A 20,313-nucleotide genomic window follows, 5' to 3' on the forward strand; every position below is an offset into this window, starting at 1 on the left:
GTTCGCGATCGCCTGCTCAGCGCACGTCAGTGCCGGAGATGCCGATCGCGATTTCGCCGTGCGGCAGGAGAGCGGCTTCAAGTAGGGTGAACGCCAATTACGCGAACATATCTGGAGGTTTGGCCGAAAAATGACGAAACGGGTTCTGGTGATTATGGGAAGTGTGCGAGCCGGGCGTCATTGCCCCGCCATCGCACGATGGGTTTCCAAAGTCGGAAAGAAAAAGACCAATCTCGCCATCGAGATCGTCGATCTCGCGGAATGGCCACTGCCCATGGACGATGAACCCGGTATTCCGGCCCTCGGTCTCTACGAGCAACCTCATTCAAAAGCCTGGAGCGAGAAGGTAGCGCAAGCGGACGGCTTCGTTTTTGTGACGCCCCAATATAACTGGGGATATCCGGCTGCTTTAAAAAATGCAATCGACCACTGCTATCTCGAGTGGAAAGGAAAACCCTTGATGATCGTCACCTATGGCGGTCATGGGGGCGGGAAGTGCGCAGCACAACTATGTCAGGTCGCCGACGGGCTCAAAATGAGGCCGGTTTTTCCAATGCCTGCGATCACCCTTTCAAACGCCATGATTCGAGAAAATGCTCCTCTTGATGACGTGACCTTTGAAGCGGTTCTTTCTTCAGTCCAGGATGGTTGGACAGCGCTCTCTGAAATTCTGTCCTCTTCGACGTAATCGAGCAGTGGTTCATATTATCAGGCGAAATTCGTTTGATGATTCGGGGAGCCTGCCTCGTGGCGTATGGGCGTCAAGCGGGAAATGGAGAGATCGAAGAACCGTTGATTGATGCGTCTGGCTCCTGATTTCAGAGTTTTGGCGTGCTGATTGATGGCTCCTGGGGTGGCTTTCGCTCTGCGTTTTGAGCAGATCGGGAACGATCATCCGCTGGACTGCTACGCGTGGGCGTTAATCCTCTCGAGGAAGAGAAGGCGGCGCATATTATAGACGATATTGGCCAGCCCGATCCTCATGGTTGCACGAGTGATACCCACTGTCCGGATGAACAGTCCGGTCTGTGACTTCTGATCAGCAAAGACATGCTCGACACGTGACCGGATAACGGACTTTCCGGCGTTGGATTTCTGGATGTGCCGAGGCATAGGCTTGAGATGCGGCTTTTTCCTGTGGACCTTCGAGACAAAGCCCTGCTTCTCCATGAAGTCTTCGTTGGCTTTTGAGCGATAGGCTGTGTCTGCCCAGACTATTGAGGCCGTATTGGTTTTATCCAGCAAGCCCTCTCTCAATCGCGCACCATCACTGGCGGCGGCATCGGTTGTTTTCCATTTCCGGATCAACCGAAATTTTCGGTCGATGGAGACATGGGATTTGTAGCCAAAGAATGGGATGGCAAGATCTGTTGCGGGGATCGTCCCATCCTCCTGCCGCTTTGCTTTCGTGAACTTCAGCGTCCACCGCGCATGCCTGTCCTTGTGGGACAGCTTTGACGGCTTGTCCTGCCAGTCCTGTGGGATCCGCCCTTCACGCAGATCCGCTTTCTCAGCATTTGTGTTGCGCTGCCTGGGAGCCGCGACCAGCGTTGCATCCAGGATCTGCCCTGACATTGGCAAATAACCCGCATTCCGCAGGATCGCGTCAAACCGCTCAAACAGCCTTTCAATCGCACCAGCCTGGGTCAGACGCTCGCGAAACAGCCAGACCGTTTTGGCATCGGGCACGCGATCTGACAGCCCCAGACCAAGAAAACGCATGAAGGACAGGCGGTCATTGATCAGATATTCCGTCCGTTCATCGGACAGATTATTCAGCGTCTGGATCACCAGGATTTTGAACATCAGCACCGGATCAAACGGCGGACGGCCGCCTTTGCTCCCGTCCGCATAGGCCAGAGCCTTCTCCAGGTCAGGACGGAATACTTCAAAATCCACAGTCCGGGAAAACGCTTCGAGCTGGTCACCAAGCCCACTCAGACGAGCCAGGCGATCTTCAACATCAAAAAAACCGGGCTGCATCATCATCCATCCCTCATCGTAAGATGAACGATGGAATCACACACAGGGCCTCATAACCAGAGAGTTTTTCGAACCCTCCACCTGCCTGCTCCGTCCATGTTGAACAGACAGACGGCCCACACCTCGTTTCGGACGCCGAGCGCAGCCCTGAGTTTCCCCGACGCGGACATGGCTACATGGCGCGCGAGGATTGGGCTCTGTCAGACCCGCGCGGTCGCCTATAGCTGTTGAGCCGCGTGATTTTCGCCCCACAGCTTCATCGCTTCCAAGACCGGCGCAAGCGTCCTGCCCCGCTCCGTGAGCGAGTATTCAACCCGGGGAGGCACTTCCGCGAACACCTCACGACGGATCACGCCATGTTCTTCCAACTGCCGGAGTTGGAGCGTGAGCGAGCGTTGCGTCACCCCACCAATCAGGCGGCGTAGTTCACCGAACCGCTTCGTCCCGCCGAGGAGATAATGAAGGATCAGCGGCTTCCATTTGCCGCCGGCAACTTCGACTGTGACCTCGACGGCACAGCGAAAAGGCTTCGGATCTGATGTCATAAGGCCAGCAGTATACTCTTTATCCCTATATATCAAATAAGTGCCTTCTTGCATAAATGCCTGCATGTGAAGATTTTCTGCTCTGTAGCGTCCGCTTTGTGGCGTCCTCCAACAGTAGGAATTGATCATGCGTGCCATTTACTACGACCGCCAGGGTGCGGCGGACGATGTCCTGATCCTCGGCAATCTCCCGACGCCCTCGCCCCAGGCGGGCGACGTTCTCGTGCGCGTACACATGTCGGGCGTCAATCCGACCGATATGAAGGCACGGACCGGGTTCTCGTCTGCTATGCCCTATGAACGCATCATTCCTCACCAGGATGGTGCTGGTATGATCGAAGCTGTGGGTATGGGCGTCCCGGCATCGAGGATTGGGGAACGTGTGTGGATCTTTGAAGCGCAGGCAGGTCGTGCCGAGGGAACAGCGGCTGATTATGTCGTCGTTCCTTCCGCCAATGCGGTGCCGCTGCCGGCCACGACGTCGTATGAAATCGGCGCATCTCTTGGCATTCCGGCGTTGACCGCGCATCGCTGCCTCTTTGCCGACGGAGACCTCAAGGGCCGGCGGGTTCTGGTTCATGGCGGTGCCGGGGTGGTCGGATCGGCCGCGATCCATCTCGCCAAATGGGCGGGAGCGTGGGTTGCGACGACGGTCCGTAAACCGCAGCACGAGGCAATCGCACGTGAAGCTGGAGCTGATTTAGTCCTCAACCTGCGCGGCGAAGACGTCCCGGCCAGGATACGGGACGCCACGGCGGGCAAAGGCATTGATCGGATTGTCGAAGTCAATCTCGTCGAGAACCTCGACCTGGATCTCGCCTGTCTGGCGAACGGTGGAGTCATCAGCTCCTACGCGATGCGCGACGCGGCGGATGAAAGTTCGATCCCGCTGCTGCGCGCGATGATCGCCGGTGCCGTCTTCCGGTTCGTCTATATCTACACCGTGCCGTTGTCGGCCAAGCAGGCTGCTATCATCGACATCACCGCCTGTCTCGAAGCAAAAGCCTACAAGCCTGTGATTGGCCTGATCGTGCCCCTCCACCGCACAGCAGACTCACACACCGCTCTCGAACAAGGGGCCGTCACTGGCAAGGTAATTGTTCGGGTGGTCGACTGATAAGACGGCAAGGCAACTCCGGCTTATCCTCGCCGCACAGCTGTCATTCGGCTTCCATCAGACCGTCTCGTTCGGGGATTCCGGGCTTTAGCGGATATCTGTGCCCGTTCTATGTAACGCCCCCTGTGGGTCACAGACCGATGCTGGAAGACCTTGCGCGCGCATGGACCGCGTCCGGCCTGAGGCCTGTGATCGACAGTGTGTTTCCCTTTGCTCGGGCAAGGGAGGCATTTGACCATCTCATGACTGGTAGCCATGTCGGGAAAATCGTCATTGCCCTCTCGGACTGACCCACGCGATAATGGTTCTCTATATTGCTCCGACGGCATGACGGCTGTCCTGGCGTGTCCAGTTGCACATTCAGATGAACCGTAGTCGGACCGTCAGCTTACCCCCCCATAGTGGTCATTTGAATGAGCGTATCGGGCCTGTGTTTCCTCAGCGAGCCGCAGAAAGTAGCTCACTCACTAACGAAGGTCGCTTATCCAACATCGCCAGCAAAACCTGGGCTGGTCCGGTTGGCTGACGACGACCATGCTCCCAGTTCAGAAGGGTCCCCTTGGCGACCCCGATGCTTCTGGCAAACTGTGCCTGAGAGAGCCCGGTCCGCGTTCTGATGGCCGCCACGTCAACCGACGGAACACACACTTGATGGGTCAGGCTGTTTTCGGTCGGAGCTTCCGCATAGGCGAGGGCCTCATTCAGCCCCTGCAGAATGCTGTCATAAGCGCTCATGATGGTTCTCCGTATTTCGCAACAAGCGTCTTGCTCAACTCTACCAGGGCGGCCTGTTCAGATCGCGTCAGATTGTCTTTCTCGTTTTTGGCAAATACGGTCAGCAGGAACAGAGGCATCTGTCTTCCACCAAAAACATAGAGAGTTCTATACCCTCCCCTCTTCCCACCACCCTCGCGTGAAAAGCGGACCTTTCGCAGACCGCCACCTAAAGAAATGCCAGTATCTGGCATCGCAGCGAGCATGTCGATCAGAGCCGTCCGGTCGTCGTCTGACATTAGGGCTTTTGCCCGCTTTATGAATTCAGGCAGTTCGACAACAGTCTGCAGCTTTGACATTCACAATGAACTATACGTCATTGGCGGATAGGTCAATGACGTATAGTTCGGAGAAATGAAGGGCGTGATGGGCATTTAGACAAACAACCGTCCAAAAACCTCAAGAAATGCCAGAAATCCGCAGTTTTCCGCCATAAAATCTATGTCCATTTTTTTTCTTATTATCGGACATAGGGTAAGGGGCACAAAAACAGGATCCGAAAGGGTCTTTTCGAGGCGTGTACCCCACGTACAAGTGCGCGTTTACGAGGTTGTTCTGCACTCACAACGCTCGCGGATATGTTCAGAGATGTCGCGACGGCGCAGGTCCGTCGTCCAAGTAAGAGGTTAAGCCAATGCGTCTGAAGTCCCGCCTTTCACTCTCCAATTACACGAGGCTCTTAGCTAGGATCGATATTGCGAGTACTATTACGTTGTTAATATGTTATATTTTGTATACGTTTTTCCACGTTGGCCACAAAACATATAATAGATACTCCTTAGTTCTATCTTTAATAGCCCTCGGTGTGTCTATGTTGTATGTGATACTCTCATATATATCTAATAACGAAAAAGATAAGAAGATATCAATTAGAATACTTTTTGGATCAGTTATTTTTGTTCTTATTTGCTTACCCTAAACAACAATAACGATTTAAGTGGGCGAGTAACTGCCGATTGCGGTGAGTGGCAGAGTTAGTACTGTAGCCATTATAGCGAGAGGGTGATCCGGGGTCGGCCCGTCAGCAATGACGGGATATATCCCGAGCGCCTCGACATTCCCTCCTTCCACGACGGCCACGTCCGGCCGTCCCTTTTGTGGTGATTGCCTTGACGACACTCATTCCTCTTTGCGTCCCGTTTGAGCGCCGTAAGGAAGCAGCCCGGGGCGGTGCCACGTTCAACGGGGAGCAGAAGTGCTGGATGGCGCAGCGGGACAAGCTCGACGCTCTCCTGCCTTTCGTCCCTTACCGGTATCGGCCGGACCGCAAGCCTCCCTACATCCGTCCGTGGATGGTGCCGCAGGCTCTGTGGGGCTTTAATCTGCGCGCCTTCCTGGCGCCCGAAGACTGGAACCGGATCCGGAAGGATGCCTATGCGCGCTCCGGGTCCCGTTGCCGGGTGTGCGGAGGACGGGGTCCCCAATGGCCGGTCGAGGCTGACGAAGGGTGGGCGTATGACGACGAGCGGCGGATCCAGACCCTCAAAGGGGTGATTTCCCTCTGCCCTGACTGTCATGGCGTGCGTCACTGGGGAAAGACCATGACCGAGGGCAGGCAGGATGCTGCTTTGGCCTGGATGGCAGAGGTGAATGGCTGGAGCCACACCGAAGCGGCGCGGTGCGGAGACCAGGCCATGAAGCAATGGCATACGCGCAGCCGCCATACCGACTGGCAGTGCGACATTTCCTGGGCAATCAGAACCTACAGTGTTGTGCCGATCAGGGACGGCGAAACGCTGGCCCGCGAGCTGAACCGGAAATTCGTGCGGCAGGCGCAGACGCGCGTTGGCATCAGGGCCGGGCACGTTACGCACATTGAACATCTGATCGGTGAGCGATAGGAAACAGCCCCCTTCCCCCGCCGGCTGAAGGCCCGTCGCATTCCAGACGGCTGCCTGATCTGACCCGTTACAGGCCCAGAGGCGGGACCCCGGCCCGATACAGACCTTCGAACAGATCCCCGAGCGCCAGGCGCCGTCGCAAGGTCAGGCGTCGTTGAGCCAGATGATACATCCGGTCGTGCAGCAGATGGCAGCGCTGACACAGCGCGCGCAGATTGCGCAGCCGGTTGCTGGTGGGATCATGATTCAAATGGGCCGCTGCCAGAACCACCTTCGTCTGTCGCATTTGCAGATGCTCGATCAGGTCCGGAGGCGAGATCCGCCTGCCCCGGCCATTGAACCAGTGCCCCGTCTCCGGATGCTTCCACCGGCCACCCGGCAGCACCTGAAGGTGATGTCCATGCGGCCGGCCGCAGCGCTGACAGAGACCCCCTGCCCGCTCGAACCGCACCTGTCGGCTCAGCTCGGGCCAGTTGGGAGGGTAAAGCGCTTTCAGTTCCGGTCGGATCGGCATTCAGTCTTCGTTAACACATTTCCGGCCTGCGTTGGACAGTGTTTGTTCTCCTCTCTGCCCTACCCCGGCTTCGTGCTATCAGAAGCCAGGTTCTGGTTTCGCGGAGGCGTACATGCTCAGCCATCTTCACATCGCAGGCTCGGCAAAGGCTGCCCGTGAGGCCCTCCTGGACCGGCTGGACCAGAAGACCCGGCAGCAGCTTCCTGCCGGCGATCTGACAGAAGCGGTGGCCCTGCTCTCGACCGGTCGCTTCTCCCCTCGTCTCTCTCTGGTCATTCGCGGCATCGAATACCGCGACAACGAATTTGCCGAAGACACGGTCCTGTCCACCGAAGTCGAGACGGCCGAGGAGGCACTGGCCATCGCCAGTGCCCATCTGACCGCCCTGCCCTCCGGGCACGAGCTGGCGATCGCTCTGGATCTCGAACCCGAACCGGTGTTCGTCGCATGGCTCAGGCCGAAGGCCGCCAGACGGCGCAAGGCGGGATCGCAGGCGGCCACGCTGGCGCCGCTGGCCTCTCCTCTGGGTCAGCAGTCTGGCGCGGTCCTGCAGTGGTTCGATGCCCTGACTGACGAGGCCCTGCCCGACTATGACGGGACGCTGGTGACGGCGGAGCGCGCCTCAAAGACCTATTCCCGCGCCGCGAAGGCAGTAAACACACGTCGCACCTATCGATCGGCCGTGCGCTCCTGGTGCGCATGGGCGGCAGGACATGGGCTCCCTGCCCTGCCCGCCCGCAGCGAGGATGTCGCCGCCTATCTGGCTGATCTTGCGCTGCAGAAGAAGCGACCCGCGACGGTGGATCTGCACCGTGCTGCACTGCGCTATCTGCACCATGTTGCCCAGGTTCCCGTCCCGACCTCCCATGCTCTTGTGTCCGAAACGGTTGCGGGCATCCGCAGGACGTCAACGGAAAGTGCGTCCCGTCAGGTCAAGGGGCTGACCTGGGATCTGCTGAGCGAGGTCATCGAGCAGATCGATACGGATGAGCTGGTGGGCCTCCGCGACAAGGCCATTCTTCTGCTCGGCTTTGCCGGCGCCCTCCGACGGTCCGAAGTGGCGGCGCTGTGCCTGGACAACGTGGCGCTCGATGATGACGGGATGCGGATCCGGCTGGACCGCTCCAAAGGCGATCGGACCAGTCAGGGTGTCGAAGTCGCCATCCCACGCGGAATTACTGCCCTGTGCCCGGTTCGGGCCTATGAAGCCTGGCTTCGGAAGGCGAAACTGAACGAGGCCAAGGGACCGGTTTTCCGGCGCGTGTGGCTCCCGCCTGCTGCCGAGGCGGGTCAGCCCCCTGCCCTGCCCGCCATGGGTTCAGAGGCGCTGTCTGACCGGTCTGTGGCCCGCATCATTCAGAAGCGCTGCCTCGATGCGGGACTGACAGGCGATTTCAGCGGGCACAGCCTGCGACGCGGAGCGATCACCACAGGAGCTCGTGACGGCACGGACCTGGTCTCGCTCAAGCGTTTCTCGCGGCACCAGACCTTCGGTGTGGTGGAGAAATATATCGAGGTCGAGGACGCCATGACCAAGCATCCAGGGCGCAGTCGGTTTTGACGTCATGCTACCTGAAGGCGGCTATCTGTTTCACACCGTTAGATGTGTTCACTGCCTACCATCGAATCGTGCGCCCCTGTCGATGTGTTCGTTCCCGACCATGAAAAACCGCCAAAAGTTGTGTTTAATGCTTCCCGCAGGCGGCAGGGTTTTCCCTGTGTTCGTTGCCTACCGGCACGGTTTTCTTCAGGAGGTGACGTTAAAAGCCAAGATCGGTGAAGTGTTTTCTGCCTACGGCGCTAATTTGGGGAAAAAAAACAAGACGTTTTTTCAGTTGGTTACGGAGTTACCCACGTGTTCTCTGCCGACGAAACAATATAATAACAATATAATTTTTTTATTGTTTCGTCGGCAAGAAACACAACCACGCTATGTGTAGCAGGTAGGCACCGAACACATCTAGGAGGGAAAGCAACGAACACATCGACAAGGCCCTGATGATGTGTGTTTCTGAGCTTATTGAGGATCTGCTGGAAATCGCATTATGCACTCTAACGCTAAGTCACAGCACGATCTGTTCAGATCAATCCACGAGCTGGTGGAGGCACATGGCCCTCAAGACGCTATCAAAATCGCTCAGAGCCATTCGCTAGAAAAAGATAGCGAAGCGTCAGCTCTGACTGACCCGATACTTGACGTCGTTGCAGGCAGATCCGGGCGTAAGATTGTCGATGCTGCCGCGTCATCTTTGGTTCGCGAAATCGAGGGTGGCAGTTCAATAGGTTATAGTTATAGCGCATGGTGTCTTGCCGGACTTCCCCACCGAGAACGAAAACCAGGTGAAGACTGGCTAATAAAAACGGACTTTGCTCAGTTGCTAGTCCGACCAGGTGTTCGACTGCGAGATGACGATTCAACTGAAAAACTGTCAGTTCCGTGCGGGACAATCGCTAGATTGCTCTTAATCGACTGGCAGTCCGAGGCTCTTGAAACGGGGTCACGGGAAATCTCGCTAGCAAAATCTCCTGCGTCTTTACTCAAAAGGATGGGGCTTAGTCGCGGAGGTCCTATTAGCAAAAAATTGGTCGAGCAAATCGAAAGGCTGGCGACCTGCACCGTTGACTTTAAATTTGGAAACGACCGCGAAGGCGTTGTCGTCAATGAACGTCTCGTTGAGTCGTTTCGTTACGTCGGGGAGGTAGACCCTAGAACGAAAAGAAATACTCGCATGATTGAAACAGTCGTGTTGTCGGAGGCCTTCTATCGGGAGCTGCGAAGGCATCCCATTCTTATCGACCGCGCGGCCATTCGTGACATACAGAATTCGCCAAGAGCTATTGATGCGTATCTGTGGTTAGCTTTCCGATTACATGCCCTGCAAGGGGATACCCCTGTAGGCTGGGGCTCGCTGTGGAAGCAGTTCGGTACCGAATTTAAAACTCTCAAATCATTTAAGGCTGAGTTCAAGGAACCTTTGGGGCTTGCCCTCGCCGCTTATCGTTCTGCAAAGGTCGCTGTGACCGAGCGAGGGCTCGTATTATCGCCCTCCCCGCCTCCCGTTTCCTCCTAGTTCTTGGCTTTATCCTTTTCGGTCGTCTGTGCTTTAAACCGCTCATAAAGATCAGGAACTGCAGTCATGACAAAGCTTGCAAATTCTGAAGCGTCAGCCGATTTGAATACAAGATTTGTGGCCCGCTTTTTTGCCTCAAGATCGATCGTGAGGACTTTGTCGGTCGACACCCAACTCGCCGCTGGAGCAGCTTTATTCACCGGCTTAATGCTCTGCTTTTCCAACTGGCGCGCTTGTCTTGCTCGATCCTGAACCTGATCAAGTAGCTCGGCGAATTTATCTACATCCTCCGTTTTTTCGGAAGCATCGATAAACGTCTCCCACGATGTCTGGTTTGGCGACGCCTTGAGACTTTCGGCCAGTTCTTGCCAGCGTGGGCGGCCAATGGTCGGACAAGGTCCAAGCCACTCAATTAAGATATGCGGAATAGCTCCGGACACCGAAAGCATACGCGATAGCGTTGTTTTGTCGGTGCTGAGAGCAGTCATAATTGTAGAGCGTTCATATCCTCGTTCAAGGAGGCTGCGGGCAAATGTCGCTCTCTCAATGAAGGAGAGATCTGCCCTCGCGCTATTTTCCTGCCCCTGAGCGATAATGAGGTCGTGGTCCGATAACTCCTTCACTGCGGCTTTGACACTCAAGCCCAACTCACGGCAAGCGCGCAGACGACGGTGGCCATAAGCGGTTTGATAATGACCCGCTTTAGTGGGGTGCGGGCGGACCAGAATTGGTGAGAGCTGTCCTGTGCTTTTAATCGCGTCTCGTAGCTGAAGGTATGCCTCCTCATTTCCAGGCATACGATCTGAGACAAAGGACGTCTCGACGAGGTCTGGCGAGAGCTCGATGATGGTCGCTCCTGTCTTTAGGAGAATTTCTAGCTCAACGGCTTCGTCTGCCTTTTGGCGAAGAGACCCAAGGCTCTTTGCTACCGACCCAAGTGCTCCGCTACTGCGGTAGGAACCTGATAGCGATGTCGGTGAGGCCGCTTGCGTTTTGCTCGGAACCGACGATTGCGCGGAGACCAGACCACCCAGATTATGCTTTCTTGCCATTGTTCTCGTTCCCTATTTGCGTTTTCGTGCAGAAGTTCTGCGAAATCTGAATTGGTGCGCACTTTGGTTGACAGCTGCCAACTTTTGACGCGACCAGCCAAAGTTGACAGCTGTCAACTTTGGCGTCCCCCTGCCATGGAGGTCAGCTTTTGCGACCCCACGCCCTAAAAATCAGGTCCCTAATCTCGCCGTTAACTGCGTTTACAGATTCGAGCGCACGATCGTAGGTTGAGCCGGTAAATTGCTTACGCTCGATCTCGAACAGCGTCTGCTTGGTGATTGCTGCGTCAGAGACAGCGGTGCTTTTCAACATCGGATTGGTGAGGACGTGGTCCCCAAACACCGTCCGCATGAATCCCGACATCTGCGTTTGGGGGCCGTCAGAAGGTTCGTAACGCGTAAGAAGATATCGGACCCAGTCATAAGACACGTTTGCACCAGCGTCGCGCAGATGTGTCATTACGTCGCCCATCATGAGCAGAAACTGACACATCGACATTACGTCTAGCATTTGAGGGTGCACAGTTACGAGAAGCCCTGTCGCTGCGCACACAGCGGACATGGTGAGATAGCCAAGCTGAGGCGGGCAATCGATGACTATTACGTCGTAGTTATCCTCGACATCCTGCAGGGCTTCGTCGACGCGTGAGAAAAAGATTGCACCAGCTTGGTCAGAAGACGCCAATAGCCGAGGCGTCTCATACTCGAACTCCATGAGCTCAATGTTTCCTGGTACGATATCTAATCCCGGAAAGTTCGTATTGCGTACGAGATCCGACAGTGGACGCCGTTCGTCATCATAGCGAATGGCTCCATATAATGTTTCATTCGCATGGACATCGAACTCTGGCTGAAAGCCATGTAGCGCCGAAAGGCTAGCCTGAGGGTCAAGGTCAATCGCCAAAACTCTCAAGCCGTCCAACGCGAGACCCTGTGCTAAGTGAGCTGCGGATGTGGTCTTTCCGCTTCCACCTTTGAAGTTAACAACCGAGATAACCTGCAGGCTCTCGCTTCCGCTACGGCAAGGAACATATCGCTTCTGGCTGCGTGAGTTCTGATCGAGATAGCGACGCAAGTCGGATATCTGCTCGGCTGTATAGTGACGCCGGCCACCGTTGCCGATGGCAGGAAGCGGGCCCTTTCCCTCAAGTGCCAAGTTCCGCAAATATCCAGGCGCTAAGCCCAACAGTTTGGCGACTTCCCCGATTTGGAACGACCGAAGTGTCTTTGAGGCATTTGGGGGGAAAAGTTCGAGCCGGTGCGCCTGAAGACGCTCAGAGAGAGCTTGTGCTTGCTGCGAAAGTAATTCGTCTACGCCGCTGGCCAGGTTTGGGTCGATATTAGCTTGAGAGGACATTCGTTGGCTTTCTTTTGGATGCGCAATATTGCGTTGGGTGCGGTCCGGTGCGCAGTGATGTGATATAACCGCATTTAACGAAACCAGTTGACAGCTGTCAACTAAGGAGATGCGAAATTGCCTGAATAGATAAAGGAGGATCGAAAGAGAGAACCGCTGCCTGTCAGCCGCCCGTGCTGGAACAGGTGGGTCGCCGTCCGTCCTCCCCATGCTCGTCGGCTGCGCCGCCTGCGCGTGGGTGCGGTTGACGCCAATCCTGCCGCTGCGCGGCACTGTTGCACCCCGGTCGCCCGACAGGCCGTCGCAAGGATGTTTGAAGAACCAGAGATGGATCGAGCATCATGCGACGCTACCAGTTTCCCTATGTTCCAACCCCCCGTGGCCGGCCTCCGATGCGCTGGACCGACACGCAGGAGCCTACAACCTGCCGCCGCTGTAACATGCACTGGGAGGACGGCGATCCCGCGCTCACGATTGCCTGCGCGGGGTGCGGCGCTCCTGCGGATGAACCGTGTCGCCGCCGCTCTGGTGGCAATGAACGCGTGTGCGCCTGTCGTGACAAGGCCGCCGTGCAGATGGGGCTGCTCAAACGGTGCGACGGCCTGACCTGGGATGGCCGCCATGAAAAGCCGCTGCTACTGCGGGAACGCCCGATCGCCCACGCCCTGATGTGCCGCTCGGTGCGGACAGGCGCCCCGGTCAGTCGGTGGACATCATGAGCCCGGATCTCGCGTCTTATGACAGCATCATTGTCGCAGTGTCGGGGGCAAGGATGGCACGGCCTGTCTGCTCGCCCTGCTGGAAGCCAATGCTCCGGCCGAACGCATCGAACTGTGGCACCACGATGTGGACGGGGAGGGGGGATCCTTCATGGACTGGCCCTCCACCGCTCCGTATGTCGAAGCTCTGGCCCGCGACTTCGGACTGCCACTCTATCGGTCCTGGCGCGAGGGCGTCTTCGAGCGCGAGATGCTCCGCCACGAGATGCCGACCGCGCCCGTGGTCTTCGAGACCCCGCAGGGACGCGTCGTCGCCGGCGGGCAGGGCCATAACGGAACCCGGCTGCGCTTTCCCCAGATCTCGGCCAGCCTGTCCGTGCGTTGGTGTTCGGCAAGCCTCAAGGTCGACGTGGCCGATCGTGCCCTTCGCGGACAGGACAGGTTCCTAAACCGCCGTACCCTGGTCGTGACAGGCGAGCGTGCCGAAGAAAGTCCCGCACGGGCTCGATATGCGGCCTTTGAGCCTCACCGTACCGACACGAGAAACGGGACGCGGCGGCGTCGGCATGTCGACCACTGGAGGCCGGTACATCAGTGGTCCGAAGCAGAGGTCTGGGCGATCCTGAGGCGCTGGCGCGTGATGCCGGCCTATCCGTATCAGGTCGGATTTTCGCGCCTGTCCTGCGCGTTCTGCATCTTCGGCAATGCAGACCAGTTCGCCACCCTGAAATGGATGGATGCGAACCGGTTTGCGAAATTGAACGGATATGAAAAGGAATTCGGCTGCACGATCAAACGTGACAGGGGGCTCGAGCAGCTGTCGTCCGAAGGGACGGTTTATCAAGCGGCCCGGTCGCGGCCCGATCTGCTCGCAGCCTGCCTGTCAGACCGCCCGTTACAGACGGTTCTGACAGAAAACTGGTCTCTCCCGGCCGGTGCCTTCGGTAACGGAGGAGGGCCCCTCTAGTTTCAGGCGCGGGCCGGACGGCCCCGCCGTTTTTCGGGGAGCTTCTTTACCGGAGGGAGGTCTTCTTCCTGAGGCGCAGAGGCGCGGGTTCTGGAGCCCAGACCGATTTCCCGGGCAAGAGCCGCGCGCTGCGCGGAATAGCCGGGAGCCACCATCGGATACTCGGGGGGCAGGCCCCAGCGGGCCCGGTATTCATCAGGCGTCATGTTGTACGCCGTTTTGAGATGACGGCGCAGCATCTTCAGCTTTTTCCCGTCCTCCAGGCAGATGATGTAGTCCGGGAAAACCGATTTCTTCGGGTTGACCACGGGAACCGGAGCCTCTTCGACCGCGGCCTCTGAGACCGCCGGACCGGTCAGGGCCGTATGAACGGAACGGATCAGGCCCGGGAGCATGTCGGGTGCGACATCGTTTCTTGAAAGATAGGCGGCCACGATTTCGGCCGTCAGGGAACGCAGGTCAGAGTGAGGGGGCTCTGTGGCGGGTGTCAGGTCAGTCATGAAATCCCTCAAGTGTAATGATGGTGAGCTGTAAATCGTTTCTGTGAACGGTGACTGCAAGTCAGCCACGACAATACATTACTCCGGTTAACAGCGTCTTCACACTTGCAGCACAGTTTTTTCAGACCTGCAGAAGAGCCGAAAGCAAAAGAAAAAAGAAAAAGAGGGAAGGGAAGAAAGGGGGGGGCACCACGGGATCGCCCTGTGCGGCAAGGGGTGGGTCCGTCCGTGTCCTCGCTGGCGCTGCGGGCCGGGCGGTCCCGACGCTGACGCGTCGCCCTTGCCCCCCAGCACGACGCCGCGGTTGCCGGAAAGGGTCAGGAAAGGAGAAAGATGACGATGCCGAGCTTGGCCCTTACGTCCCCGGACACACAATCGCAGTTCAGTCTGGTTCAGGCCCATCAGGAGGGCTGGACCATCCTCGAAGGCTGCGGTCCCGAAAACATGGACACCCAGATCCGAGGCGTCACCTGTTCGGACCAGCACGCCTGGTGGCGGGTATCACAGAAGGCGCGCTGCGGCTCCGAATACCATCGCGAGGCCCTGGCGCGCCTTTCCGACAGTGAACGCCAGCAGATCAGCCTTCGGTTCGGACCGCTCTGATCCCCTGATGCCGCGCGCCTGAGCCGGGCGCGGCTCGTCCCGCAATTCCATCATCCCGTTTTTCTGGCCCCCCGGTCTGCCGCGCGCAGCACCGGGCGCGGCCGCTTGTCCGGAGTTTTCCCATGAGCAAGGCACAGCTGAGCTTCTTCGACACATCCGCCCTTGGGGGCGCGAACGCCAATCTTTTCTGGGGTGAGCTGCCTGGCGACAAGGCTCTTGAAGAGGCAGCCAAGGTCGTTGCGCAGGCTGTCAGCACTCCGGTTATCGCACCGAAGGTCGACTTCTGCCTCCGCGGGACGCGTGGGCTCGCCCAGGGATGGAAGGCACGGGCGCGGGACAACCTGACGGCGATCCGACTGCTGTCCGAACTTGAGGCCGAAGGTCGCAATGCAACGCCTCAGGAACAGGCGGTGCTGGCGAAGTTCACGGGATTTGGTGCCGGCGAGCTGGCCAACAGCCTCTTCCCCCGTCCGGGCGAAGCGTTCCGCCAGGGCTGGGAAGAGATCGGGGTGCAGCTTGAGACGCTGACGAGCCAGCAGGAGCGGGCCGGACTGGCGCGGGCCACGCAGTACGCCCATTACACGCCGGAATTGATCGTGCATGCGCTGTGGGACCTCGTCGCACAGATGGGGTTCCGCGGCGGACGCGCGCTGGAGCCGGGCTGTGGCACGGGTCTGTTCATGGGCGCGATCCCTGAGAAACTGGCCCCGAAGACGGCCTGGACGGCGATCGAGAACGATCCGCTGACCGCCCGCATCGCCCGCAAGCTGTTTCCGAACCAGTGGGTGCGCAGCGAGGATTTCACCAAAGCCAAGCTTGCCGAGCAGTTCGATCTGGTGATCGGCAATCCGCCGTTCAGCAATCGTACGGTACGCGGGACCGACGAGCTGGGACGCCTCGCACTATCCCTGCACGACTACTTCATCGCACGGTCCGTCTCCCGCCTGCGTCCCGGTGCCATGGGTCTGTTCGTGACGTCACGCTGGACGATGGACAAGCGCGACGCCACTGCGCGCCGGCACCTGTTCGAAACGGCGGATCTGGTCGGGGCGGTACGCCTGCCGGCTGGCGCGATGCGGGATGATGCCGGAACTGACGTGGTCGTGGACGTGCTGGTCCTGCGCCGTCGCGAGGTCGGGGACAGCCCGGGCGAGACCGCCTGGCTGGAGGTCACGGACCTGTCCGACACGGACGAGGGGGAGGGACCGCTCAGCATCAACCGCTATTTTGCGGAGAACGGACAGCAGGTGCTTGGTCGCCACGGCTGGACAAGCGGGCAGTACGGGCCGGAATACACCTGCACTGCAAACCCGATGCTGATGCTTGAGGATGCGCTTCCGAGCGCACTCTCCCGTCTGGCCGGACTGGCACGCTTCCCGGTGCCGCAGACGCTTGACGTCGAGGCGCTGCGGGACAGCCGACGTGCGGATGTCGGCACGGCAGGGGAGGGGGCGAGCCTCAAGGAAGGCAGCTACCTGATCGAAAAGGGCGCGCTGCACCAGATCATTGACGGCCAGTCGGTGCCGGTGAAGGTCAAGAAAGGCGAGCAGAAGGACGGTATTTTCCAGAAGCACGCGCGTATCATCGAAGGCCTTATTCCCGTCCGCGATGCCGCCCGTGCGGTCCTGCGCGCCCAGGTGGAGAACCTGCCTTACAGTGCGCTCCAGGCGGACCTCAGGCGCGCCTATCAGACGTTCGTGCGACAGTTCGGTCCGATCAACCTGACAATCACCAGCACGCGTGTTGATCCGAAAACCGGAGACGAGAGCACGACGCAGCGGCGTCCGAACCTCCAGCCCTTCTATGACGATCCGGATGTCTGGCTGGTCAGCTCGATTGAGGAGTACGACGAGGACCGGCAGGTCGGCACACAGGGGCCGCTGTTCTCCGAGCGTGTGATCCAGGCGACGCTGGAGCCGGAGGTCCACAGCGCCCATGACGCGCTTGCGGTCTGCCTGCATGAGACGGGTGTGGTGGAGATCCCGCGCATTGCCGAGCTGCTGGGGCGGTCCGAAGATGAGGTCATCGCCGAGCTGGGCAGTGCCATCTATCTCGATGCCGGACGCAGCCAGCCCGGGCGCGATGTCTGGGTGCCAGCCGACGAGGCGCTGTCAGGCGCGGTGCGCACGAAACTGGCGCAGGCCCGCAAGGCGGCCGAGACTGACCCCCGCTTTGCCCGGGCCGTGGCTGCGCTGGAAGAGGCCCAGCCCGAGGATCTGCGGCCGAGCGACATCACGGCCCGTCTGGGGGCACCGTGGATCCCGACCGCCGACATTGAGGGCTTCATCGCCGAGGTCATCGGGGTCGATGCCGGGGTGTGGCACACAAAGGAGGTGGCGTCCTGGACCCTGGACAAGGGACCGTTCCGGGGCAAGGCGGAGGCGACGTCCGTCTGGGGCACCGAGCGGCGTCCCGCAGGGGAACTGATCGAGGATGCGCTCAATCAGGCCATCCCGCAGATCTGGGACACCTGGCGCGACGAGAGCGGCGAGCACCGGACCCTGAATGCGCAGGAGACCGAGGCCGCCAAGGAAAAGCTCGCCGCCATCAAGACGGCCTTCCAGGCCTGGGTGTGGCAGGACCCGGAGCGCGCCGAGCGTCTGGTGCGGCTGTATAACGACACCTACAACAACCTCGTCCCCCGCGCCTTTGACGGCGCGCATCTGCAGTTGCCGGGGGCCAGCACCACGATCCAGCTGCGCGCCCACCAGAAGCGGGTGGTCTGGCGCATCATCGCCACGGGCAACACTTACATGGCCCACGCGGTTGGATCGGGAAAGACCTTCTCGATGTGCGCGGCCATCATGGAGCAGCGACGTCTCGGCCTGATCTCGAAGGCCATGGTGGTGGTGCCGGGACACTGTCTGGCGCAGATGGCCCGCGAGTTCCTGATGCTCTACCCGACCGCGAAAATCCTGGTCGCGGATGAGACGAACTTCGTGAAGGCGAAGCGTCAGCGCTTCCTCGCCCGTGCAGCCACGGGACAGTGGGATGCGATCATCATCACGCATGACGCCTTCAAGTTCATTCCGGTCGAAACCGCGTTTGAGCAGGCGATGATCGAGGCGCAGATCGCGTCTTACGAGAGCCTGCTGTGCGAGATCGACGCCGACGACCGCATCTCCCGCAAGCGCATCGAGCGCATGAAGGAGGGGATGAAAGCCAAGCTGGACGGGCTGGCCAGCCGCAAGGACGATCTGGTGCATCTTGGCGAGATCGGGATCGACCAGATCCTCGTGGATGAGGCGCAGCAGTTCCGGAAACTGAGCTTCGGTACGAACCAGTCCAGCCTCAAGGGCGTCGATCCGAACGGCAGCGGGCGGGCCTGGGACCTGTACGTCAAGGCCCGCTATCTCAGTCGCATCAATCCCGGTCGCGAGCTTGTCATGGCCTCGGGTTCGCCGATTACGAACACTCTGGGCGAGATGTACAATGTGCAGCGCTTCCAGCAGATCGACGCCCTGATCGAGCGCGGCCTGCACGAGTTCGACGCCTGGGCCGCCAATTTCGGGGAGACCCGCACGGAGCTCGAGCTTCAGCCAAGCGGGCTGTACAAGCCTGTGACGCGGTTTGCGGAGTTCGTGAACGTGGCCGATCTGATGGCCATGTACCGGCATTTCGCGGACGTTGTGCAGCAGGACGATCTGCGCCAGTACGTAAAGCTGCCTGAAATCGCCACGGGAAGCCGCCAGATCATCGTCGCTGACAGCGGACCCGCTTTCCGCGATTACCAGAAGGAACTGGAAGCGCGGATCAAGCTGATCGAGGAGCGTAAGGGCAAGCCGCAGAAGGGTGAGGATATCATCCTGTCCGTGATCAACGATGCGCGTCACGCGGCGATTGATCTGCGCTTTGTCCGACCTTCGGAAGACAACGACGCCAGCAACAAGCTGAACGTCATGATCGCGAAGGTCTTCGACATCTGGAAGGCGACGCGCGAAAACCGCTACACCGATCCCGATACCGGCAAGCCGTATGACCTGCCCGGGGCCGTGCAGATGATCTTCTCGGATCTGGGCACGGAAGCGGCGCTGGAGAAACGGGGCTTCTCGGCCTATCTGTGGATCCGCGACGAGCTGATGCGGATGGGCGTGCCGCGCGACGAGATCGCGTTCATGCAGCACTACAAAAAGAGTGCGGCCAAGCAGGGGCTGTTCCGGGATCTCAATTCCGGGCGCAAACGCATCCTGATCGGCTCAAGTGCGACAATGGGCACGGGCGTGAATGCACAGCAGCGTCTGATTGCCCTGCACCATCTCGATGTGCCCTGGCTGGTGGCCGACATCATCCAGCGTGAGGGACGGATCGAACGCCAGGGCAACCAGAACCCTGTGATCCAGATTTACGCCTATGCCCTGAAGGGTTCGGTGGATGCCACAAACTGGCAGCTTCTGGAGCGCAAGCAGCGTTTCCTGTGTCTGGCCATGTCCGGAGACCGGTCAATCCGCCGTCTGGAGGATATCGGCGAGAGTGCGAACCAGTTTGCCATGGCGAAGGCACTCGCTTCGGGCGACGAGCGCCTGATGAAGAAGGCAGGACTGGAAGCAGAACTGGCCCGACTGCGTCGTCTCAAGGCCGCCCATTACGACGACCAGTTCAACGTGCGTCGTGCGATCGAGCGGGCCGAGCGCGATCAGAGGACTGCGGAGACGTTTATCCCGAAGATCCGGGCAGATATCGCGAAACGCCAGTCGACACGGGGCGAAGCGTTCCAGCTTGTGCGCAAGTCGGATGTGATGACCGAACGTCAGGATGCCGGCAAGTGGCTGATGGGTCAGGCGCGCACGGCCAAACGCGCAGAAACGAAGGGCCGGTGGACACTCGGCGAGATCGGCGGCTTCGAGCTGGTGTGCGAGACCTGGAGTTCGACCTTCATGGACCAGACCGAATGGGAGGCGACCATCGCAATCGTGGCCGAGGACCGGATGATCGGGATCGATTTTGATCACGACACCGCCCCGCTTGGCTTTATCGCCCGCATCGAGAACACCCTGCTGCGCTTCGACAGCGAGCTTGCGGATGCGCAGCGGCTGCTTGCCGAGACGGAGCGCAAGCTGCCCGGCTACCGTGCCCGCGACGGGATGCCGTTCCGCGAGGCCGCACTTCTGGAGGAGAAGGAAGAAGAGATGGCGTCTCTGGAGGCGGATCTGGCCGAGGATACAGCGCGTCGGGAGGCGGAGGCCGCCGAAGCGCTGGCCGCGATGGAAAGCCTGAGCATCAACGACAATGGGGGAGGAGGAGAGGAAGAAGAAGCGGCAGCATAAGGAGAG

18 protein-coding genes are annotated in these 20,313 nt (G+C 59.2%); 10 read left to right on the top strand and 8 right to left on the bottom strand.

Annotated features, from left to right (window positions below):
* Positions 1-130: 130 nt before the first annotated feature.
* Entirely contained in the window at positions 131-688 is a 558-nt protein-coding gene (locus tag JK208_RS12110) for an NADPH-dependent FMN reductase (protein ID WP_211576387.1), read from the top strand.
* Between the two features lie 218 nt (positions 689-906).
* Here JK208_RS12110 and JK208_RS12115 read toward each other — a convergent pair whose 3' ends face one another.
* Together JK208_RS12115 and JK208_RS12120 are read right to left on the bottom strand one after the other, a co-directional pair.
* Positions 907-1,989: an IS5 family transposase gene (locus JK208_RS12115; RefSeq protein WP_211576388.1), complete on the bottom strand. Its 1,083-nt coding sequence runs from the start codon at positions 1,987-1,989 to the stop codon at positions 907-909.
* A 212-nt stretch (positions 1,990-2,201) separates the two neighbouring features.
* On the bottom strand, positions 2,202-2,666 hold the full coding sequence (locus JK208_RS12120) for a helix-turn-helix domain-containing protein (protein ID WP_349291990.1): 465 nt from the start codon (positions 2,664-2,666) through the stop codon (positions 2,202-2,204).
* Between JK208_RS12120 and JK208_RS12125 the strand changes: the two genes are divergently transcribed.
* Together JK208_RS12125 and JK208_RS12130 are read left to right on the top strand one after the other, a co-directional pair.
* Entirely contained in the window at positions 2,656-3,645 is a 990-nt protein-coding gene (locus tag JK208_RS12125) for an NADPH:quinone reductase (protein ID WP_211576389.1), read from the top strand. The genes JK208_RS12120 and JK208_RS12125 overlap by 11 nt on opposite strands.
* 125 nt (positions 3,646-3,770) lie before the next feature.
* Complete coding sequence (locus tag JK208_RS12130) at positions 3,771-3,935, top strand: zinc-binding dehydrogenase (protein WP_349291991.1); 165 nt, start codon at positions 3,771-3,773, stop codon at positions 3,933-3,935.
* Between the two features lie 148 nt (positions 3,936-4,083).
* On the opposite strand, the gene JK208_RS12135 is transcribed toward JK208_RS12130, so the two are convergent.
* Both JK208_RS12135 and JK208_RS12140 read right to left on the bottom strand, forming a co-directional pair.
* A complete protein-coding gene (locus tag JK208_RS12135) occupies positions 4,084-4,380 on the bottom strand; it encodes a DNA-binding transcriptional regulator (RefSeq protein ID WP_062268946.1) in 297 nt (98 codons plus the stop codon).
* Complete coding sequence (locus JK208_RS12140; protein ID WP_062268948.1) at positions 4,377-4,718, bottom strand: type II toxin-antitoxin system RelE/ParE family toxin; 342 nt, start codon at positions 4,716-4,718, stop codon at positions 4,377-4,379. Before JK208_RS12140 ends, JK208_RS12135 begins: the two co-directional genes overlap by 4 nt.
* 801 nt (positions 4,719-5,519) lie before the next feature.
* Here JK208_RS12140 and JK208_RS12145 point away from each other — a divergent pair.
* A complete protein-coding gene (locus JK208_RS12145) occupies positions 5,520-6,260 on the top strand; it encodes a hypothetical protein (RefSeq protein WP_349291995.1) in 741 nt (246 codons plus the stop codon).
* A gap of 67 nt (positions 6,261-6,327) precedes the next feature.
* On the opposite strand, the gene JK208_RS12150 is transcribed toward JK208_RS12145, so the two are convergent.
* Positions 6,328-6,774, bottom strand: coding sequence for a hypothetical protein (locus JK208_RS12150; RefSeq protein ID WP_211576390.1), 447 nt, complete (start codon positions 6,772-6,774; stop codon positions 6,328-6,330).
* A 112-nt stretch (positions 6,775-6,886) separates the two neighbouring features.
* Here JK208_RS12150 and JK208_RS12155 point away from each other — a divergent pair, with 112 nt between their 5' ends.
* Both JK208_RS12155 and JK208_RS12160 read left to right on the top strand, forming a co-directional pair.
* Positions 6,887-8,335, top strand: a complete 1,449-nt coding sequence (locus JK208_RS12155; RefSeq protein WP_211576391.1) for a site-specific integrase — start codon at positions 6,887-6,889, stop codon at positions 8,333-8,335.
* A gap of 484 nt (positions 8,336-8,819) precedes the next feature.
* Positions 8,820-9,845: a replication protein RepA gene (locus JK208_RS12160; RefSeq protein ID WP_211576392.1), complete on the top strand. Its 1,026-nt coding sequence runs from the start codon at positions 8,820-8,822 to the stop codon at positions 9,843-9,845.
* On the opposite strand, the gene repB is transcribed toward JK208_RS12160, so the two are convergent.
* The gene (repB, locus tag JK208_RS12165; protein ID WP_211576393.1) at positions 9,842-10,897 is read right to left on the bottom strand and encodes a plasmid partitioning protein RepB; all 1,056 of its coding nucleotides are present in this window, start codon (positions 10,895-10,897) and stop codon (positions 9,842-9,844) included. The genes JK208_RS12160 and repB overlap by 4 nt on opposite strands.
* Before the next feature lie 142 nt (positions 10,898-11,039).
* A complete protein-coding gene (repA, locus tag JK208_RS12170; protein WP_211576412.1) occupies positions 11,040-12,254 on the bottom strand; it encodes a plasmid partitioning protein RepA in 1,215 nt (404 codons plus the stop codon).
* A 341-nt stretch (positions 12,255-12,595) separates the two neighbouring features.
* On the opposite strand from repA, the gene JK208_RS12175 reads away from it, so the two are divergent.
* Both JK208_RS12175 and JK208_RS12180 read left to right on the top strand, forming a co-directional pair.
* Entirely contained in the window at positions 12,596-12,973 is a 378-nt protein-coding gene (locus JK208_RS12175) for a hypothetical protein (protein ID WP_211576414.1), read from the top strand.
* Between the two features lie 151 nt (positions 12,974-13,124).
* Positions 13,125-13,940, top strand: a complete 816-nt coding sequence (locus JK208_RS12180) for a phosphoadenosine phosphosulfate reductase family protein (protein ID WP_249202139.1) — start codon at positions 13,125-13,127, stop codon at positions 13,938-13,940.
* Between the two features lie 2 nt (positions 13,941-13,942).
* Here the strand turns inward: JK208_RS12180 and JK208_RS12185 are convergent, their stop codons facing one another.
* Entirely contained in the window at positions 13,943-14,440 is a 498-nt protein-coding gene (locus tag JK208_RS12185) for a MucR family transcriptional regulator (protein ID WP_194263244.1), read from the bottom strand.
* 333 nt (positions 14,441-14,773) lie between these two features.
* Here JK208_RS12185 and JK208_RS12190 point away from each other — a divergent pair, with 333 nt between their 5' ends.
* On the top strand, positions 14,774-15,043 hold the full coding sequence (locus JK208_RS12190; protein ID WP_228120869.1) for a hypothetical protein: 270 nt from the start codon (positions 14,774-14,776) through the stop codon (positions 15,041-15,043).
* A 122-nt stretch (positions 15,044-15,165) separates the two neighbouring features.
* On the top strand, positions 15,166-20,307 hold the full coding sequence (locus JK208_RS12195) for an Eco57I restriction-modification methylase domain-containing protein (protein ID WP_211576394.1): 5,142 nt from the start codon (positions 15,166-15,168) through the stop codon (positions 20,305-20,307).
* Positions 20,308-20,313 lie beyond the last annotated feature (6 nt).

This window comes from Gluconobacter sp. Dm-74, from assembly GCF_018256135.1.
Lineage (GTDB): Bacteria > Pseudomonadota > Alphaproteobacteria > Acetobacterales > Acetobacteraceae > Gluconobacter > Gluconobacter cadivus.

Coding starts and splice junctions, on each gene's coding strand:
- JK208_RS12120 (WP_349291990.1), bottom strand. CDS start 2,666: ATGGCACGCATGATCAATTCCTACTGTTGGAGGACGCCACAAAGCGGA.
- JK208_RS12195 (WP_211576394.1), top strand. CDS start 15,166: ATGAGCAAGGCACAGCTGAGCTTCTTCGACACATCCGCCCTTGGGGGC.
- JK208_RS12180 (WP_249202139.1), top strand. CDS start 13,125: ATGGACTGGCCCTCCACCGCTCCGTATGTCGAAGCTCTGGCCCGCGAC.
- JK208_RS12125 (WP_211576389.1), top strand. CDS start 2,656: ATGCGTGCCATTTACTACGACCGCCAGGGTGCGGCGGACGATGTCCTG.
- JK208_RS12190 (WP_228120869.1), top strand. CDS start 14,774: ATGACGATGCCGAGCTTGGCCCTTACGTCCCCGGACACACAATCGCAG.
- JK208_RS12185 (WP_194263244.1), bottom strand. CDS start 14,440: ATGACTGACCTGACACCCGCCACAGAGCCCCCTCACTCTGACCTGCGT.
- JK208_RS12115 (WP_211576388.1), bottom strand. CDS start 1,989: ATGATGATGCAGCCCGGTTTTTTTGATGTTGAAGATCGCCTGGCTCGT.
- repB (WP_211576393.1), bottom strand. CDS start 10,897: ATGGCAAGAAAGCATAATCTGGGTGGTCTGGTCTCCGCGCAATCGTCG.
- repA (WP_211576412.1), bottom strand. CDS start 12,254: ATGTCCTCTCAAGCTAATATCGACCCAAACCTGGCCAGCGGCGTAGAC.
- JK208_RS12150 (WP_211576390.1), bottom strand. CDS start 6,774: ATGCCGATCCGACCGGAACTGAAAGCGCTTTACCCTCCCAACTGGCCC.
- JK208_RS12110 (WP_211576387.1), top strand. CDS start 131: ATGACGAAACGGGTTCTGGTGATTATGGGAAGTGTGCGAGCCGGGCGT.
- JK208_RS12135 (WP_062268946.1), bottom strand. CDS start 4,380: ATGAGCGCTTATGACAGCATTCTGCAGGGGCTGAATGAGGCCCTCGCC.
- JK208_RS12140 (WP_062268948.1), bottom strand. CDS start 4,718: ATGTCAAAGCTGCAGACTGTTGTCGAACTGCCTGAATTCATAAAGCGG.
- JK208_RS12155 (WP_211576391.1), top strand. CDS start 6,887: ATGCTCAGCCATCTTCACATCGCAGGCTCGGCAAAGGCTGCCCGTGAG.
- JK208_RS12175 (WP_211576414.1), top strand. CDS start 12,596: ATGCGACGCTACCAGTTTCCCTATGTTCCAACCCCCCGTGGCCGGCCT.
- JK208_RS12160 (WP_211576392.1), top strand. CDS start 8,820: ATGCACTCTAACGCTAAGTCACAGCACGATCTGTTCAGATCAATCCAC.